The 17,192-nt window shown below is 70.4% G+C and carries 12 protein-coding genes; 5 read left to right on the forward strand and 7 right to left on the reverse strand.

Going from position 1 to position 17,192, the window contains the following annotated elements:
- Positions 1 to 244 precede the first annotated feature (244 nt).
- Entirely contained in the window at positions 245 to 1,240 is a 996-nt protein-coding gene (locus tag ACIRDX_RS13345) for an MBL fold metallo-hydrolase (RefSeq protein WP_396625928.1), read from the reverse strand.
- Positions 1,241 to 1,507: 267 nt separating this feature from the next.
- Here ACIRDX_RS13345 and ACIRDX_RS13350 point away from each other — a divergent pair, with 267 nt between their 5' ends.
- The 3 genes from ACIRDX_RS13350 (at position 1,508) to dinB (ending at position 4,818) form a co-directional block, all read left to right on the forward strand.
- Positions 1,508 to 3,361, forward strand: coding sequence for an ATP-binding protein (locus ACIRDX_RS13350; RefSeq protein WP_396625929.1), 1,854 nt, complete (start codon positions 1,508 to 1,510; stop codon positions 3,359 to 3,361).
- The gene (locus tag ACIRDX_RS13355) at positions 3,358 to 3,555 is read left to right on the forward strand and encodes a hypothetical protein (RefSeq protein ID WP_396625930.1); all 198 of its coding nucleotides are present in this window, start codon (positions 3,358 to 3,360) and stop codon (positions 3,553 to 3,555) included. The genes ACIRDX_RS13350 and ACIRDX_RS13355 overlap by 4 nt, the downstream gene beginning before the upstream one ends.
- A 147-nt stretch (positions 3,556 to 3,702) precedes the next feature.
- Complete coding sequence (dinB, locus tag ACIRDX_RS13360; protein WP_396625931.1) at positions 3,703 to 4,818, forward strand: DNA polymerase IV; 1,116 nt, start codon at positions 3,703 to 3,705, stop codon at positions 4,816 to 4,818.
- A 19-nt stretch (positions 4,819 to 4,837) separates the two neighbouring features.
- Here dinB and ACIRDX_RS13365 read toward each other — a convergent pair whose 3' ends face one another.
- The 4 genes from ACIRDX_RS13365 to ACIRDX_RS13380 are packed head-to-tail and all read right to left on the reverse strand — an operon-like array spanning position 4,838 to position 11,394.
- Positions 4,838 to 6,265: a hypothetical protein gene (locus tag ACIRDX_RS13365; RefSeq protein WP_396625932.1), complete on the reverse strand. Its 1,428-nt coding sequence runs from the start codon at positions 6,263 to 6,265 to the stop codon at positions 4,838 to 4,840.
- The gene (locus tag ACIRDX_RS13370; protein WP_396625933.1) at positions 6,262 to 8,367 is read right to left on the reverse strand and encodes a hypothetical protein; all 2,106 of its coding nucleotides are present in this window, start codon (positions 8,365 to 8,367) and stop codon (positions 6,262 to 6,264) included. Before ACIRDX_RS13370 ends, ACIRDX_RS13365 begins: the two co-directional genes overlap by 4 nt.
- A complete protein-coding gene (locus ACIRDX_RS13375; RefSeq protein ID WP_396625934.1) occupies positions 8,360 to 10,213 on the reverse strand; it encodes an ABC transporter ATP-binding protein in 1,854 nt (617 codons plus the stop codon). Before ACIRDX_RS13375 ends, ACIRDX_RS13370 begins: the two co-directional genes overlap by 8 nt.
- Positions 10,210 to 11,394: a peptidylprolyl isomerase gene (locus ACIRDX_RS13380; RefSeq protein ID WP_396625935.1), complete on the reverse strand. Its 1,185-nt coding sequence runs from the start codon at positions 11,392 to 11,394 to the stop codon at positions 10,210 to 10,212. Before ACIRDX_RS13380 ends, ACIRDX_RS13375 begins: the two co-directional genes overlap by 4 nt.
- A gap of 156 nt (positions 11,395 to 11,550) precedes the next feature.
- On the opposite strand from ACIRDX_RS13380, the gene ACIRDX_RS13385 reads away from it, so the two are divergent.
- Positions 11,551 to 13,623, forward strand: a complete 2,073-nt coding sequence (locus tag ACIRDX_RS13385; protein WP_396625936.1) for a S9 family peptidase — start codon at positions 11,551 to 11,553, stop codon at positions 13,621 to 13,623.
- 1 nt (position 13,624) lies between these two features.
- A complete protein-coding gene (locus ACIRDX_RS13390; RefSeq protein ID WP_396625937.1) occupies positions 13,625 to 14,446 on the forward strand; it encodes a BPSS1780 family membrane protein in 822 nt (273 codons plus the stop codon).
- A gap of 266 nt (positions 14,447 to 14,712) precedes the next feature.
- Here the strand turns inward: ACIRDX_RS13390 and ACIRDX_RS13395 are convergent, their stop codons facing one another.
- A complete protein-coding gene (locus ACIRDX_RS13395) occupies positions 14,713 to 16,209 on the reverse strand; it encodes a serine/threonine-protein kinase (protein WP_396625938.1) in 1,497 nt (498 codons plus the stop codon).
- A gap of 29 nt (positions 16,210 to 16,238) precedes the next feature.
- On the reverse strand, positions 16,239 to 16,790 hold the full coding sequence (locus ACIRDX_RS13400) for a sigma-70 family RNA polymerase sigma factor (RefSeq protein WP_396625939.1): 552 nt from the start codon (positions 16,788 to 16,790) through the stop codon (positions 16,239 to 16,241).
- Positions 16,791 to 17,192: the final 402 nt, after the last annotated feature.

The following is a 17,192-nucleotide window of genomic DNA, read 5'->3' on the forward strand; positions in this document are numbered from 1 at the left end:
TTCGTAATCAGCAGGTCGCCGGTTCAAGTCCGGCCGTCGGCTCCACTCAAGCCTCCACAACATCCCGTTCGACCAACTATGCGACTGCGTGAGCCCTGCCGCAGCAGCGCCCGTGCGTGTCACGTCGCGAGCCGGGCGCCAGCCCAGCCCGCGCGTACCGACGGTTACTGCACTCCGTCGGCGGATGAACGTCGACGTGTAGAGCCCGATGGGCGTGATGGTCTGCCGCACCGTGCGGCAGACCTCAGCGCGCCAGCGTCGTCGGGTCGATGCCCTTGCCGTGCTCGTAGGTCGCCCCGACCCCCGCCACCGCAGCTGTCGCACGCGTGAGGCCCGCCAGGGCACGCAGCCGATACACCGCCTCGATGCCCGTACAGTGCGCGCCCAGCAGGTGCCGCACGCCCATCGCCGTCATCCGCTCCGCCGTCCACGCCAGCGTCTCCTCGCTGGCGGCGAACAGGTGGAAGCCGCCGATCGCCGCGACGATCGGCGCCAACCGCACCGCACGGCGCGCGAACTCCATCGTGTTGACGATGCCCGCGTGGCCGCAGCCGCTCACGAGCACCAGTCCGTCTGGCGTGTCGATGACCACCGACGTGTCCTCGGGCACGTTGTCCTCGACCTCCCCGGCAGGCGTGATGACTCTCCCATCGGGTCCGCCCCCTCGCGGGTTGCCCCAGTTGCGCTCCGGGTGCACGCGCGGGATGGGCCCGAGCATGGTCACGCCGGGCATGAGCACGACCGGGCCCGCGTGCTCCACGAACACGCCGCCGGTCGCCTCGTAGGCCGCCTTCAGGGGCAACAGGCCGTTGCCCTCGCGTCCACCAGCCATGGGCCGCGGGTAGAACGCGCCCTTCGGCACGTGCACGCGCGACAGGGCCTGCGGGTTCTGCTTCGCCAGCTCGCGGCGCAGTGTCAGCAGCCCACCCGTGTGGTCGGCGTGGTTGTGCGTGAGTACCAGGTCGGTGATCGACGCCAGATCCACGCGCAACTCGGCGGCATTCTTCAGGACCGTCTCGGCGCGGGCGCCCGTGTCGACGAGCAGGCGTCGATCGCCCACCTGCACCACGGCCGCAAATCCCCATTCGCCGATGCCGGCGTTCACGCCGCCGACGAGCATGGTCGAGAGGACCGTCACCGTGACGGGTGTCGCGCGCACGGCCTGCGCGAACGCGGGTGCAGTGGCGTTCGACGCGGCAAGCACCGTACAGGCCAGAGTGAAGACGAAGCAACGAGTCATCGCGGGCTCCAGTGACGGGGGCATCGAGGAGACGCACGATACCAGAGGGTCGCGTCGGGGTGTGTGGCGTGAACAGGTCGCTGAAGAAGCCAGCAACCTCAATGCAGAGCTTGGAACTCAGAATGAAGGGGCTGCGATTCCCTTGAAGATCGGCGCCCTCTCCATTCAGAACTCTGAACTCTGAACTACAGGGCGGAGCGTTTCAGCGCCCTGCTCAGGTACGGCAGTCGCATCCGCACCGCCCCGCTGCTACAGTCGTGGGCGCGGATGCTGCCATCCTGGCCCCTGGCCCCCATCGCGCTCGGCGGAGTCCTCCTCGGTGCGGCGCTGGTCGCCTGCCTCTTCCGCATGGCTGGACGCGCCGGGCGCGCGCACGACGCGCGAGTCGAGGCGATCCTCGCGCACTCCATCGACGCGGCCTATCGGCGCGACCTCCGTACCGACACCTACGACTACCTCAGCCCCGCCCTCGAGCGGGTCATGGGCCTGCCCGCCGCCGAACTGCAGGCCATGCCGGTGGACTCGCTGGTGACGCGCATCCACCCCGACGACCGCGCACGCGTGGCCGCCGTGGTGGCCGAGACCAGGGGCGCGACGGCCGGGCGCATCGAGTACCGCTTCAGGGCCAACACCGGCGAGTACCAGTGGATCGCCGACCACTGGGCCTTCGAGTTCGGCGCAGACGGCACGCCCGCCTTCCGCAGCGGCATCCTCCGCGACGTCTCGGAGCAGAAGGCCACCGAAGCCGCGCTGCGCACGAGCGAGGCGCGGTACCACATGCTGTTCGACTCCATCGAGGACGGCTTCTGCATCGTGGAGGTGTTGCTCGACGCGGACGGGCAGCCTCGCGACTATCGGTTCGTGGAGGCCAACCCCGCCTTCTACCCGTCCACCGGACTGGCCGACGCCATCGGGCACACGGCCCTCGAGCTCGTGCCCGGCCTGGATCGCTGGTGGGTGCGCACGTACGGGACCGTGGCCCTGACGGGCGAGCCGGTCCGCTTCGAGAACCACGCCGAGGCGATGCAGCGGTGGTTCGACGTCTACGCCTTCCGCTTCGGCGAACCCGAGGCGCGACAGGTGGCCATCTTCTTCAAGAACATCACGGCACGGAAGCACGCCGAGTTCGAGCGCGCGTCCCTGCTCCAGCGCGAGCAAGAGGCCAGGGCCGATGCCGAACGCGCGAGCCGGCTGAAGGACGACTTCCTCGCCACGATCAGCCACGAACTGCGCACGCCGCTGAACGCGATGCTCGGCTGGGCGCAGATCATCGCGCGAGGTGCCGCCGACCACGCGACGATCACCCAGGGGCTCGGCGCCATCGAGCGCAACGCCCTGGCGCAGGCGCGACTGATCGAGGACCTCCTCGACATGAGCCGCATCGTCACCGGCACCATCCGCCTCGACGTGCAGCCGGTCGACCTGCGGCAGGTGATCGCGGGCGCCATCGAGACGGCACGCCCCGCGGCGGAGGCCAAGGGCATCACCATCGAGGCCACCATCGACGAGGACGCGACCCGCGTGCGGGGCGACGCCACGCGGCTGCCGCAGGTCGCGTGGAACCTGCTGAGCAACGCGGTGAAGTTCACGCCGCGCGGCGGCACGGTGCGCGTGCGCCTCGAGGCGGAGGGACCGGACGTGCGCCTCACGGTCGCCGACACCGGCCAGGGCATCGCCAGCGACTTCCTGCCACACGTGTTCGAGCGCTTCCGGCAGGCCGATGGGTCGAGCACGCGCACCCACGGCGGCCTCGGGCTGGGCCTGGCCATCGTCAAGCAGATCGTCGAACTGCACGGCGGGCAGGTGTCGGCACGCAGCGAGGGCCCCAACCTTGGATCGACGTTCGTCGTCTTGCTGCCGCGGCAGCCCCGGGCGACGCCGGAACCGGACCTGCGCGCGGCGGCGCGCGTGGCAACGCTCGACGTCACGCCATCGACGCACGACCTGAGCCTGGCCGACGTCACGGTGCTGGCCGTGGACGACGAACCCGATGCCCTGGCCGTGATCCGGCGCGTGCTCGAGGCCCGCGAGGCACGGTCAGCAACGGCCTCGTGTACAGCGTGGTGTCCTTCCCGTTCTACATCACCCAGGAGCAGAGCGACGCCCTGGGTCGGCCGATGATCAACGTGTGGGCGTCGACCCTGTTCGGCCCGACCATCGCCGGGAACGTCCTCACCATCAACTCGGTCGACGGGACCCCGACCTACATCATGTACGCCGCGTGTCCGAGCGGCGTCGACGTGGACAGGTCGTTCGAGTGCATCTGGCGGACCAGTCAGATCAGGCTCAGGGACGCCAGTCAGGGCGGGTTCTAGAGTCCATCACCGCTGGATTCCTGACACACCGCGAGGCCTGCATCCCTGATCTCCAGAGGTGCAGGCCTCGTTCGGCGTTCGGCGTTCGGCGTTCGGCGTTCGGCGTTAAGCGTTATCCTGTTTCGTCCTATGTTCGCCCACCCTCCCGTGCGCCGGATTCTGCACATCGACATGGACGCGTTCTATGCGTCGGTCGAGCAGCGCGACCGGCCGGAGCTGAGGGGGCGCCCCGTGGCGGTGGGCGGACGTCCGGAGAGCCGGGCCGTCGTCTGCGCGGCGTCGTACGAGGCGCGACAGTTCGGCGTGCGCTCGGCGATCCCTATGTCGCGAGCCGTGCGCCTCTGCCCCGACCTGGTGGTGGTGCCGACCGACTTTGCCAAGTACCGCGCGGTGTCGCAGCAGGTATTCGCGCTGTTCCGATCGGTGACGCCGCTCGTCGAGCCGCTGTCGCTCGACGAGGCGTACCTGGACGTGACCGACAACGCGTGGGGCGAGGCCCTCGGCGTCACCGTGGCCAAGCGCCTGAAGCAGGCCATCAGGGACGAGACCGGCCTCACGGCCTCTGCCGGTGTGGCCCCCAACAAGTTCCTCGCGAAGATCGCCTCGGGCTGGCGCAAGCCCGACGGGCTCACGGTGATTGCGCCCGAGCGCATGGAGGGCTTCCTGCAGCAGTTGCCGATCGATGCGCTGTGGGGCGTGGGGCCCGTGACAGCCGGGCGGCTGCGCGCCCATGGCATCGAGAAGCTGGTGGACGTTCGCGCGGCATCGCCCGCCACGTTGCATGCGGCCGTCGGGTCGCAGGCCGGGTGGCTCACCGCCCTGGCCTGGGGGCGCGACGACCGTCGCGTGGTGCCCGATCGCGCCGCCAAGTCGCACGGCGCCGAGCGCACGTACAGCGAGGATCTTCGCGACGTCGCGCTGATGCGCGCGCACCTGACGCACCTGGCGGGCATCTGCGGCGACTGGCTGACGCGCAAGCAACTGCGGGCGCGCACGGTGACGCTGAAGGTGCGCTACGACGACTTCACCACCGTCACGCGCAGCCAGAGCGTGCCCGGCGGGCTGTCCGACACGCCGACCATCGTCGCGCACGCACACGAACTGCTCGCGCGCACCGATGCGGGGGCACGCCCCGTGCGCCTGCTCGGCGTGAGCGCCCACAACCTCGTCGATCCGTCGGTGGCGTTCCTCGCAGGTGATGGACGGCTGCCGTTCGACGAGGCAGGTGACGCCGGCGAGGCGACAGCACCGGCCATGTCGTGACGAGCCCTCGCGAGGAGGATCACGGGGCTCCCCGCCTGAAGACGGACAGTTCGTGACGGCGAAGCACCTCGCGCATGTGCGCGAGCTTGTACGGGTCCGGGTACAGCACGTGTGCCGCCGCACCAACGTCGCCCTCGGTCAACTGTTGCCGTGCCTGCCGCGCCCGCGAGGCCTCCCGGGCCATGTACGGCACCGCCGCGATCGAGTTGGCGAGCATGGCGGCGACGACGGCGAGCGCGAGTCCCCAGGCGCGCACGCGAGGCACGGGCCGGCCGCGCTCGCGGTGCAGGCCGAGCAACAAGAGGCACGACGCCCAGAAACAGGCCGCAAAGATCAGGTACCGCGAGGCGGCGAGCGCGTGGAGGCCGCCCGCCACGCGCCCGGCGGACACCAGCAGGCAGGCCCCGAGGCCGAAGGCACCCAGGGCGGCGGGAAACAACCACACACGCTCGCGCCCGGTGTCGTGCTGCCAGTGGCGCACGAGGAGGCCCACCCAGGCGAGCACCGCGAGTCCCGCGGCCGCCACCACGGCCGCCTGGGCCCAGGCGGCACCACCATCGAACAGGGCAGGCGCGTACCACGCCGCCATGCCGATGGTGACGAGCGCTCCCGCGAGGATCCGCACCAGTCCCGTCGGGCCGAAGGCGACGGCCACGTTGGCGGTGGCCCCGGGGTGGATCTCCAGGCCTGGCAGATACAGCAGCGTGGCCACGCTGCCGATGAACACCCACGCCAGCAGATGCCCTCGCCATTGCTCCTGGCCACGCAGGGCGATGACGGCCGCCCCGAGCGGCCACGCCAGCAGGCTCGCACCAAACGACATCTCGCCCACCATCGTCGCGGCGGCCGCGACGAGGACCGTGAGCCATCCTGCACGATGGGACGCCAACGTGAGGAAGGCCACCGACGGCGCGAGCACGCCGAGCAGGATGTGCACCGAGAACCCGCGCAGCCAGGTTTCCCAGTGCATCGTCGCCACGAAGCACGAGGCCACGGCCACCAGCACTGCAGGCGACAGGCGCCACGCCGGGCCCGGCCGCGCCCCGTACCAGGCGAGCACCAGCACCTGCAATCCCGCCACGACGTGCAGGGCGCCGAACTCCCACCAGTGATTCCAGTCGGTGAACTGTGCGCACGCCATGGCCACCAGCCGGCCGGTGAGCGGGCGGTGCTCGTTGTGCGCGGCCCAAAGCGAGCCGAACCGGAACGCACCGTCGCGGAGGTGCTCGACGAGGCTTACCGATTCCCACGCGTCCAGTTGCAGCACCTCCACGAAGGATGTCGAGGTGATCGCGACGTTGGCCGCCCATGCCGCCGCGCAGGCCAGGGCAGCGGGTCCGGCGGCAGCGCGCATGCTGCCGTCGCCGCGCCTCAGGATCGCCACCAGCGCCGTCGCCAGGGCGACCGCACCGAGTGCCGGAGCGACGAGTTCCACGGGGGTCGTCACCGCGCGCCGGGACGATACAGGGACAACCGGTGGCGGAGCAGCCACTGCCGTCGCTCGTCGAGCACCGGCGGCACCGGAAAGATGTCGCCCGTCTTGGCCCAGTCGATACGCAGCAGGGCCTCGCGTCCGCGAACGCCACTGACGTGGTGCTGTTCCATCGACGGCAGTGCGTCTCCCCACGCGCGCACGCCGGCCGCGACGATGACGGCGGCCAGCGCGAGGCCCGCGGACCGCATCGCGCGCGACCGGAAGGGCGACGCGATCGTCAGCAACCACAACAGGCCGACCCAGAACAGCATCGTGAACACGATGTAGCGCGAGGCCGTCATGGCGTACACACCGAGCGGCACGCGGCCGATCGCGGTCAGCGCACACGCGCCCGCGGCGAACGCCATGAGCAACGCCGGCAACAGCCACGCCTGCGCACGTCGCGTCTCCGCGCGCATCAGGTGGGCAAGGATCAGCACGAGGCCCAGCGTCAGGCCCGCCAGGCCGATCGACGGCACGAGCCACGACGCCGGTCCATCAGGCTGGCTGAGGGTGGTCAGCGCGTACCACACCGGCATGCCGAGCGCGAGGCAGGTGCCGAAGGCGACCTGCATGAACGCCGTGGGCGACGTGAGGATCGGCGCCGGCGGTGGCAGTTGCGGTGGACGCACGAGACCGTGCACGTAGGCGAGCCCGATGACGACGCCCAGCGCGCCCCAGGCGGCCGCCTTGACGAGCCACCCCGGCTGGCGGCGCAATGCGATCGCGGCAACGCCGATCGGCCAGGCCAGGAGGCAGCTGCCGAAGCTCGCGGTCCCCGCGATCACGAAGCCGGCGGCGAGCGCCACTCGCGGCCACGTCAGGTCGCGCGCCGTCAGCAGGCCGAGCGCAGCCGTCATGGCGGTGGCGCCCGCCACGAGCGCGATCTGCCACCCATGCAGCCAGTTCTCCCACTGCGTCGGCGACGGCACGAACACGGCAATGCCCGCCAGCAGGATCACCGTGGCCAGCGCCTGCCCACGGCTCTCCCTCGCCACCAGGGCCGCCAGCACCAGCAGGTGCGCCCCCGCCAGCGCCAGCATGACCCAGAGCTCGTTCCAGTGATTCCAGCCGCTCAGCAGCACGTTGGCCAACAGGACCAGCCGGATGACGGTCGGGCGATGCTCGTTGTGCGGCGCCAAGAAGTCGGCGAGCGTCAAGCCCCGTGCTTCCCGCTTCTGGAGGAACGTGACGAAGTCCCAGATGTCCCAGCGCGGCACATCCACGAACGACGACACACACCAGGTCGTCAGGACGAGTCCGGCCACGGTGAACAGCAGGCCCCCGACGGCCGCGGCCACGCGATCACCGCCGCGCCGACCCAGCAGCCACGTCGCAGCCACCCCCAAGGCTACGGACCCGAGCGTCAGCCAAGTGTCGGCCCGGAGCGCCGTGGGGGCGATGACCACCGCAGCTGCCGCCGCCACGCACCACGCAGCCACCGCCGACAGCAGTCGACGCCGACGCGACGCGCCCTCGCCTGCCGCCCAGGCGCCGATGGCCCACGCCAGCGCGCCGAGTGCGACGATCCCCGCCGGAGCCTGCACGGACGTCAACCGCGCCACGAGCCCGCGGTTCTCGATCGTCACCGCCTCGAGGCGCACCCCGAGCGTGCGCTCGTCGCCCCCCGGAGCGCGAGTGAACGGGCTCGTGAGCGACACGTCGAGAGGCGCCACGACGCCCTTCGGCACGGCGACGCGGATGTCCTGGTACGCGTCGGTCAGGCGGTGACGCGACGCCACGCCGTTGATCCCGACCTCGACCTGATCGCCCTGTCGTCCTGGAAACCCGGCCACCGTGACCACCACAGCCTCGGGCGACGCGCCGAACCGGCCGGGCCAGCGCACCCGCGCGTGCCCGGTCGTCCAGCGCATCCAGTGGTCGTAGTTCTTCTCGGGCGCGTGCACACCGATGAGCATCTGCGGCACGAGGCCGCCGGGGCGGCCCACCGGAATGACGATGCGCGACGGCACGGCGGCCACCAGCACGGCGACCAGCGCGAGCCCGGCCAGCAGGCAGGCAAGTGCCGCCAGCAGCCAGTCGACGCCGGGTCGCCTGGCGCCGCCGTCAGCCACGGACGGGGCCGGGCGCGGCCGCCGCAGCCACTGCCGGATCGGGCGTGAAGTCCTCGCCGGGGTTGATGAAGCGATCGAGTTCGACGGCGTACTGGCGGTCGTGGAGTTCGCGATAGCGCCCGCTGAGGGCCATGAGCTCCTTGTGCGATCCGCGCTCGCGCACGCTGCCCTCTTCGATCACGAGGATCTGGTCGGCGCTGCGGATCGTCGACAGCCGGTGCGCGATCACGAACGTCGTCCGGCCCTTGCGCAACGTGCGCAGCGCCTCCTGGATCTTGGCCTCGCTCTCGCTGTCGAGGCTCGATGTCGCCTCGTCGAGGATGAGGATCCGCGGGTCGGCGAGGATGGCGCGCGCGATGGCCACCCGCTGGCGCTGCCCACCCGAGAGCCGCACGCCGCGCTCGCCCACCACGGTCTTGTACCCCTCGGCAAATCCGTCGACGAACTCGTCGCAGTAGGCGATCGTCGCCGCGGCCTTCACCTCGTCCATCGACGCGTGCGGGTTCGCGTACCGGATGTTGTCGGCGATGGTGCCGTCGAACAGGAAGTTCTCCTGCAGCACGATGCCGAGCTGCGCGCGATAGCTGGCCAGCTTCAGGCCCTCGAGGTCCTGACCGTCGATCAGCACGCGGCCCTTCGTCGGGCGGTTGAACGCCATCACGAGGCTGATCAGCGTGCTCTTGCCCGATCCGCTCGATCCGACGAGGGCCGTGGTCGATCCGGCCGGCGCGTCGAACGACACGCCCTTGATGACCGGCACGCCCTCGTTGTACTCGAACCACACATCGTCGAACGTCACACGCCCGGCGACGTCGGTGAGCGCGAGGCGATCGGCGTCCTCGGCATCCTCGGTGGCCATCTTCTTGATTTCGCGGATACGGTCGAGCCCGGCGAGGGCTTCGGTGAGCTGCGTGCCGATCGACGCGATGGAGATCAGCGGCGCGGCCACCAGTCCGGTGAAGAAGATGTACATCACGAAGTCGCCGAGCGTCATCGTGCCGGCAACGATGGCGCGTCCGCCGATGGTGATCATGATCACGCCGGTGACGCCGATGATGACGGTGCCCATGGCGGTCGTGGCCGAGACGCCGGTCATCGACTGCGCCACGTTGCGCAGCAGGCGGTGCACGCCCTTGCTGAAGACGATCTCCTCGCGCTTCTCCGCCGTGTAGGCCTTGACGACGCGGATGCCGCCGAGCGACTGCGAGAGGCGACCCGTGACCTCGGCGTTGATCTGGCCGCGTTCGCGGAACAGCGGCCGCAGGCGCTTGAAGGCCACCGCCATGATCCCGCCGAAGGCGCTCAGCACGACGATCATCACCAGCGTGAGCGTCCAGTTCAGGTAGAACAGGACGACCAGCCCGATGATGGCCGAGAGGATGCCGCCAGCCAGTTGCACGAGCCCGCTGCCGACGAGGTTCCTGATGCCCTCCGCGTCGGTCATCACACGCGAGATGAGCACGCCGGTCTGCACGGTGTCGAAATAGCGCACCGGCAGGCGCGCGACGTGCGCCTGCACGGACCGGCGCATCTCGGTGATCGCGCCCTGCGCGGCCACACCGAGAATCTGCGACAGCGAGAACGAGGTGATGGCCTCGACCAGCGTCGCCAGCGCGACCGCACCCGCGAGGGGCCAGAGCAGGTCGGCCTTGCCCTTTCCGATCACGTCGTCGACGAGGAACTTCGTCGAGGCCGGGAGCACGAGGCCGGTCAGCCGGTTCACCAGCATGAGGCTGAGGCCGAGGCCAAGGCGGGCCCGTGCCTTCCAGATCAGGCCACGCGCCTCTTCCCAGGCGTTGCCGTAGTCGATCTTCTTCTTCTTCTTCGGGTCCTTCGCGTCGCTCACTGCGCGCCCTTCGTCAACGTCACCTTCGTGATCCCGATGCGTGTCCGTGGCGCCTCGCCGTCGAGCGGCGCCTGTTCGATGGCGGCAACGACGTCCATGCCCTGCAGGACGCGGCCGAACGCCGTGTACTTGCCGTCGAGCGAGGGCGAGGCCGCCGTGCAGATGAAGAACGAGGTGCTGGCGCTGTCCGGATCGTCGCCGCGCGCCATGCTGACGATGCCCGCCTCGTGCTTCAGCGGGTTGAACTCGCCCTTTACAGTGCCGACGTGCTTGCGCTGCACCTGCGTGAGCGGCGCCGGCCGCGACGACAGGTCGCCGGCCTGGACGGCGAACTTCGGCACCACGCGATGGAAGCCCGAGCCGTCGTAGACGCCGAGTTGTGCGAGGCGCAGGAAGTTCCGCACGTGTCCCAGCGCGACGTCGGGCGCGAACCCGATGACGATGTCGCCCATCGTCGTGGAGATGGTCGCGCGGTACTGGGCCAACTCCTCGACGGCCGTCTCGGCAAATGGCGCAGCCGTCGGCGGTGGCGTGTCGCGCACGGAGGCCGTGGTGATGGCGATGCGCGTGGTCAGCTTCCCGTTGGCGTCGAGCGGCGACTGCGAGATCTGCTCGGCCACCTCGAGTCCCTCGACCACCTCCCCGAACACGTCGAACTGCCCGTCGAGCGCCGGCTGGTCGGTGAGGCAGATGAAGAACTGGGCGCCCGCGCTGTCGGGCTTGTTGGGCACGAGCACCGACGACACCGCGCCGCGCAGGTGCTTGCGGGCATTGGGTTCGCGCTTCACGCGGTTCAGGCCGCCCGTGCCGTAGAGCGCGGTCTTCGCGGGGTCCTTCGAGATCGGGTCGCCGCCCTGCACGATGCCCATCGCCACGGCGCGGTGGAACACGGTGCCGTCGTAGGCGCCAGCCTCGGCCTGGTCGAGCACGAACCCCACGTGGTTGGGTGCCGCGGCAGCGTCGAGCTGGATGACGATGGGGCCGAGCGTGGTCTCGAGGACGAGTTGCTTGTTCTGGAGCGCGGCGGCCGGTCGGGCGGTGACGTAGGGCCCGGCAGCGGGAGCCGCTGGCGCGGGAGCCGGGCGCTTGCGGGTCTGCGCCCCGACCTCGGTCGCGAGTACGAGCACGCCCAGCACGGCACCCGCCAACGCCACCTTGCGTGAATTTGTCCAGAAATGCACCAAGTGATTCTAGCGCGGCGCCTCGGGGCGCCCCCCTGCCCGGTCGGGCGGGCCCTGACTGCGGCGACTCGACGCGTACCCGGCACCCGGTACCCCGTACCCGGTTCGTGCTGCCTGAGCGACAATGCACGGGTTCGTCCGGAAAGGACCCTCCCGATGATGCGCCTCTCCCTTGCCTGCCGCCTCGCACTGCCGTCCGTCCTCCTGCTGGCGACGCCTGCCCTGGCCCAGTCGCCGGCCGCCTCGAGCGCGCCCCGCCGGATCACGCTGGCCGACGTCGACCGCGTCGCCTCGGTGCGCGACCCGCAGCGGTCGCCCGACGGGCAATGGGTGACCTACGCCGTGAGCACCGTGGACGTCGCCAAGGACAAGTCCGACAACGACATCTGGATGGTGAAGTGGGACGGGTCGGAGTCGGTGCGCCTGACGTCGACCGGCGAATCCGAGTCGTCGGCCCGCTGGAGTCCCGACGGGAAGTGGATCTCCTTCCTCCGCCCTGACGAGAAGAAGAAGCCGCAGGTGTGGACGCTGAGCCGTCTCGGCGGCGAGGCACAGAAGCTGACCGACGTCGCTGGCGGCGTGTCCGATTACGCCTGGGCGCCCGACAGCAAGTCGCTGGTGCTCGTCTCGCGCGACGTCGACCCGACGGCCGGCGAGGACAAGCCCGACAAGGCACCGAAGCCGATCGAGATCGAGACCTTCAAGTTCAAGCGCGACATGGTCGGGTACGTCGACGGCAAGCTGCGCACGCACCTGTACCTCTTCGACGTCGCCGGCAAGAAGACCACGCAGGTCACCAGCGGCGCCTGGGACGACTCCGCTCCCGCCTTCTCCCCAGACGGCCGCCACGTGGCGTTCCTCAGCGCGCGTTCCGAGGCGCGCGAGAAGTCCAGCGTGCGCGAGGTCTACGTGGTCGAGGCGAAGGCCGGCGCGACGCCGCGCCAGGTGAGCACGAAGGTGGCCCGGCACGGCGATCCCCTCGCCTTCAGCCCCGACGGCACGAAGCTGCTCTACATGGAGGGCGGCGACCCGCGCTACGACGCGTACGAGCAGTTTCACATCACCGTGGTGCCCGTCGCCGGCGGCGCCGCGGTGAACCTCACGCCGACGCTCGACAGGCCCGTCTCCGATGCGGTGTGGTCGAAGGACGGCTCACGCATCACCTTCGTCGTGGCCGACGACCGCGAGCGCTACGTCGCCACGGTGCCTGCCGCCGGTGGCCCGGTGGCCCGCGTCACGAAGGGCCTGCAGGTGGTGGGCAGCCTCGCCGACTCCTCGGCCGACGGCAACTTCGCCGTGGTCGTCAGCACGCCGGCGCAGGCCGACGAGATCCACGCGCTCGACGGCGGCGTGCTGCGCAAGCTCACCGGCCACAACGACTGGATGGCCAAGGAACTCGCGCTCGGCACGCTGAAGCCGGTGGAGTTCACCAACAAGGAAGGCGTGCGGATCGGCGCGCTGCTCACGCTGCCACCGGGGACGACGACGGCGAGCAAGCTGCCGTTCATCCTGCACATCCACGGCGGCCCGAACGGGCAGGACAACTACGGCTTCATGTTCGACCGCGAGTGGATCGCGGCCAACGGCTACGCGGTGCTGCAGGTGAACTATCGCGGCAGCCACGGCCGCGGCCAGGCGTTCCAGTCGGCCATCTACGGCGACTGGGGGAACAAGGAAGTCGCCGACCTGCTCGCCGGCGTCGACTGGGCGATCAAGGAAGGCATCGCCGACCCGGCCCGCCTCGGCCTCGGCGGCTGGAGCTACGGCGGCATCCTCACCAACTACACGATCGCCAGCGACCCGCGCTTCAAGGGCGCGGTGAGCGGCGCGGGCAGTTCGCTGCAGCTCACGATGTACGGCACCGACCAGTACATCGTGCAGTACGAGACCGAGATGGGCCAGCCGTGGAAGAACATGGAGCGGTGGATGAAGGTCTCGTACCCGTTCTTCAAGGTCGAGCAGATCCGCACGCCGACGATGTTCATGGCCGGCGAGAAGGACTTCAACGTGCCGGCCATCGGCAGCGAGCAGATGTACCAGGCGCTCAAGTCGATCGGCACGCCGACCAAGCTGGTGATCTACCCCGGCCAGTTCCACGGCATCACCCGGCCGAGCTACCGCCGCCACCGCCTCGAGCAGTGGGTCAAGTGGTTCGACACGTACGTGAAGACGGGCGCGGGCGCCCCGGGGACGACCGCGACCGCATCCAGCACCACGCCGGGCCGCTGACATGGAGCCCCGCGCGGTCCCCGCAGGACAGGGCGTCGCGTGGCTGCGTGAGGGGCTCGACCTCTTCGCGGCAGCGCCCCTCACGTGGCTCGGCATCACGCTGCTGTTCTCCGGGATGCTCGTGGTGTTCTCCGTCGTGCCGTTCGCGGGCATGTTCGCCAGCGTCGCCATCCCGATGTTCATCGGCGGCCTGATGCTGGGATGCGACGCGCAGCGCCGCGGACAGCCGCTCGAGGTGCGCTACCTGTTCAGCGGCTTCGAGGCCCCCCGCCTGCAGCCACTGGCCATCGTCGGCGCGCTCTACCTCGCGGCCTCGGTGGTCGTGATGCTGCCCGTCATTGCGGTCGTCGTCGGCACGAGCCTCGCCGGGACATTCGCCGCAGTGTCTGCCGGCAGCGGCGGGAGTGGTTCGGCCGGCCTGGGGCTCGCCGCGGTGGTGGCCGTGGCGATCGGCCTCCTGATCCTGGTGGCGGCGACCGTGCTGCTGTCGATGGCCATCTGGTTCGCACCAGCGCTGGTGGTATTCCGCGGCGTCGCGCCGGTCGACGCCATGAAGCTGAGCCTGCGCGCCGCCCTCCGGAACCTCGGTCCATTTGCCGTGTACGTGCTGGCCGTGATGGGCATCGGCCTGCTCGTGATGCTGCCCCTGCTCGGCGCCATCCTGTTCGCGGCAGCGCGCGGCAGCAGCGGTGGCGATCTCTCGCCGATGCTCGCCATCGCGATGGGCGGCACAGGCCTCTTCGCCCTCATCTGCATCGTCCTGCTGATGCCGCCGATGTGGGGCGCGATGTATGCCAGCTACCGCGACGTGTTCGGTGACTGAGGCAATTTGAAATCGGACATTCGAAATGCTCGGCGGCTCGGCCTCCGGCCCTCGCTCGCCCGCATCCGGGTAGGGCCGCGTGTCCCACGCGGCCGTCATCCACAGCGGCGCGGTGGCTCGCACTGAGCGGAGTCGAAGGGGACACCGCGCCCTACCTCTCTGGCCTGCGACGGATCGCTGACCGTCGCGCAAGCACGACGGCTACGAACCGAAGAAGCCCGCCGCGCCAGGCGAAGCCGGCGCTCAGAATTTCGAATTGTCCAATGTCAAATTGCTGATGCGCGCCTCGTGGCGGGTTCAATCACGACGGACGCCACGAACAGGCACACCGCCAGGCCGGCGGTGACGAGCGCGGCCACGAGGCGGGCCTCGCTCGCGTACAGCGCGAAGCCCGCGAGGAGCACGGCGTACAGGACGTCGATGGACGTGAGGAACGGCCACAGCCGCTGCCGCGCCCGGGCCACGTCCCGCGGGTACTGCCGCGCGCTGAACCAGAGGTGCAGCCGTAGCGACACGGCCAGCGACGCCAGCGTGACGAGCGACATGTAGCCCACCGTGCGCCACCGCGGCGGCAGCGCCCCGGCCACGTAGGACCCCGGCCACAGCAAACCGATGTAGAGCGCCGTCGTGACCGCGTGGTGCACGTCGTGCCAGCGCGCGGTATCGCCGATGGCGCCAGCGTGGAGTTCAGGCGCGGCGTCGATGGCACCAGTCGCTCTCGCCGATGAGGATGCCGCAGCCACCGCGGGCGCGTCGCCACGCGCCGCGGCAAGTGCCTGCGCCACCGCGGCCATCGACGCGAAACGGTCGGCAGGCTGCCGCGCCAGGCACCGGTGGACGATGGCGATGTCGTCGGGTGAGAGTCCTCGCGAGACGGCAGAGAGCGGCGTGGGCTCGTCGCGCAGCATCCGCGCCCAGACGCCCGCCACGGGCCCGTCGCCGAACGGCAGGCGACCACTGGCCGCCTCGTACAGCACGAGCCCGAACTGGAACTGGTCCGACAGCGGCGAGGGCTGCCCGCCTTCGAGCAGTTCCGGCGCCTGCGCCCGCAGCGTGCCCGTGAAGTGCCCCGCATGCGTGAGGCGGGTGTCGCCCTCGTCGCGCGACGCAAGCGCGATGCCGAAGTCGATGAGCCGCACGCCGTCAGCGCCCAGCACGACGTTGGCCGGCTTCACGTCGCGGTGCACGACCTGCGCGGCGTGCGCCGCCCCGAGGGCCTCGGCAAGCGCACGCGCCACGTCGTGCCAGCGCTCGCGCGCGATCGACCCCGCCGACGCGAGCACCTCGGCCAGCGTCTCGCCCTCCACGTACTCGGCGACGATCACCAGCGCCCGCCCGATCTCCTCGAGCGCGTGCACCGACACGATGTGCGGATGACGCAGTTGCGCGGCGGTCCGCGCCTCGCGCTGTAGCCGCGCCCGCGCCTGCGGGTCGCGCGCCGTCGACGTCGGCAGCACCTTCAGCGTGACCTTCCGCCCGAGACGCGGATCGAAGGCGACGTACAGCACGCCCATGCCGCCACGCGCGAGCAACCGCTCGATCACGTACGGACCGAGGGCTTCGCCTGGCGCGAGTTCGTGGCCGCCCGCCTCGTCGAGCAGGTCCACGGGCTGGACCGCCGCGCCCCCCTCGAGGAACCCATCGTCGCGGTCGGCCTCCAGCAGGGCCGTCACCTCCTGCCGCACGCGCGCGTCGCCGTCGCACGCCCGGTCGAGGAACGCGCCGCGCTCGGCCGGCGGCAACTCCCGAGCCTCGCCGAACACAGCGGTAACCCTCGCCCACTGTTCGGGCGTCACTCGTCCGCTCCAGACAGGCGACGACGGAGCCACGCGCGCGCGAGCGCCCAGTCACGCTTGGCCGTCGCGGGGGCGATGTCGAGTTCCGCGGCTGCCTCCTCGATCGTGAGGCCGCCGAAGTAGCGCAGCTCGACCAACCGAGCCTGCCGAGGCTCGAGCACTGCCAGTGCGTCGAGCGCCTGATCGAGCGCCTCGACGTCGGGGTCCGCTCCCGGCGACACGGCCGCGTCGTCCACGAGCGTCACGCGCACGTGGTCGCCCCCGCGCTTGAGCGCGTGCCGGGCGCGAGCCGCCTCGACCAGGATCTGGCGCATCGCGTTGGCGGCGATGGCGCAGAAGTGCGCGCGGTTGACCCACGACGTGTTGGCCTCGCGCAACAGGCGCACGTAGGCCTCGTGCACCAGCGCGGTCGGCTGGAGCGTGACGGCGTCGCGCTCCCCGCGCACGTAGTGGCCGGCGAGCCGTCGGAGCTCCTGATAGACCTCCGGCCAGAGCGCATCGAGCGCGTCCTGACCGCGCTGTCGAGCTGGCTCGTCGGGGTGCGACACGTCGAGATTCTAAACAGGCTCAGGGCTCAGGGCTCAAGGCTCTGTCGCGCAACCCCCACCGTGCCGACGCGAAACTCGTGCGTGGCAAGGGCGTAAGATGCCCTCGCCGACATGCGTGCGCCGGCAGGGAGCGAGTCATGGGCGACAAGGGTGGCAAGAAGGACAAGCAGAAGGACAAGGACCAGAAGGACAAGAAACATCAGGACGAGGCCAAGCGGAAGGCAGACAAGCAGCCAAAGCGCGCCTCGTGATGCCCAACGCCAATCGTCAGGCGTCAAGCGTTAAGCGTTAAGCGTTAAGCGTTAAGCGTTAAGCGTTAAGCGTTAAGCATTAAGCGTTACGCTGTACGCACATGCAGGCTGACGTGACACTGGAAGTGCTCGGCTGGGATGCGCGGTGGGC

This window comes from Luteitalea sp., from assembly GCF_044337415.1.
GTDB lineage: Bacteria > Acidobacteriota > Vicinamibacteria > Vicinamibacterales > Vicinamibacteraceae > Luteitalea.

What these genes read in the sequence shown, in the direction of transcription:
- ACIRDX_RS13385 (WP_396625936.1), top strand. Translation starts at nt 11,551, where the DNA reads ATGATGCGCCTCTCCCTTGCCTGCCGCCTCGCACTGCCGTCCGTCCTC.
- ACIRDX_RS13350 (WP_396625929.1), top strand. Translation starts at nt 1,508, where the DNA reads ATGCTGCCATCCTGGCCCCTGGCCCCCATCGCGCTCGGCGGAGTCCTC.
- ACIRDX_RS13355 (WP_396625930.1), top strand. Translation starts at nt 3,358, where the DNA reads ATGATCAACGTGTGGGCGTCGACCCTGTTCGGCCCGACCATCGCCGGG.
- ACIRDX_RS13390 (WP_396625937.1), top strand. Translation starts at nt 13,625, where the DNA reads ATGGAGCCCCGCGCGGTCCCCGCAGGACAGGGCGTCGCGTGGCTGCGT.
- ACIRDX_RS13345 (WP_396625928.1), bottom strand. Translation starts at nt 1,240, where the DNA reads ATGACTCGTTGCTTCGTCTTCACTCTGGCCTGTACGGTGCTTGCCGCG.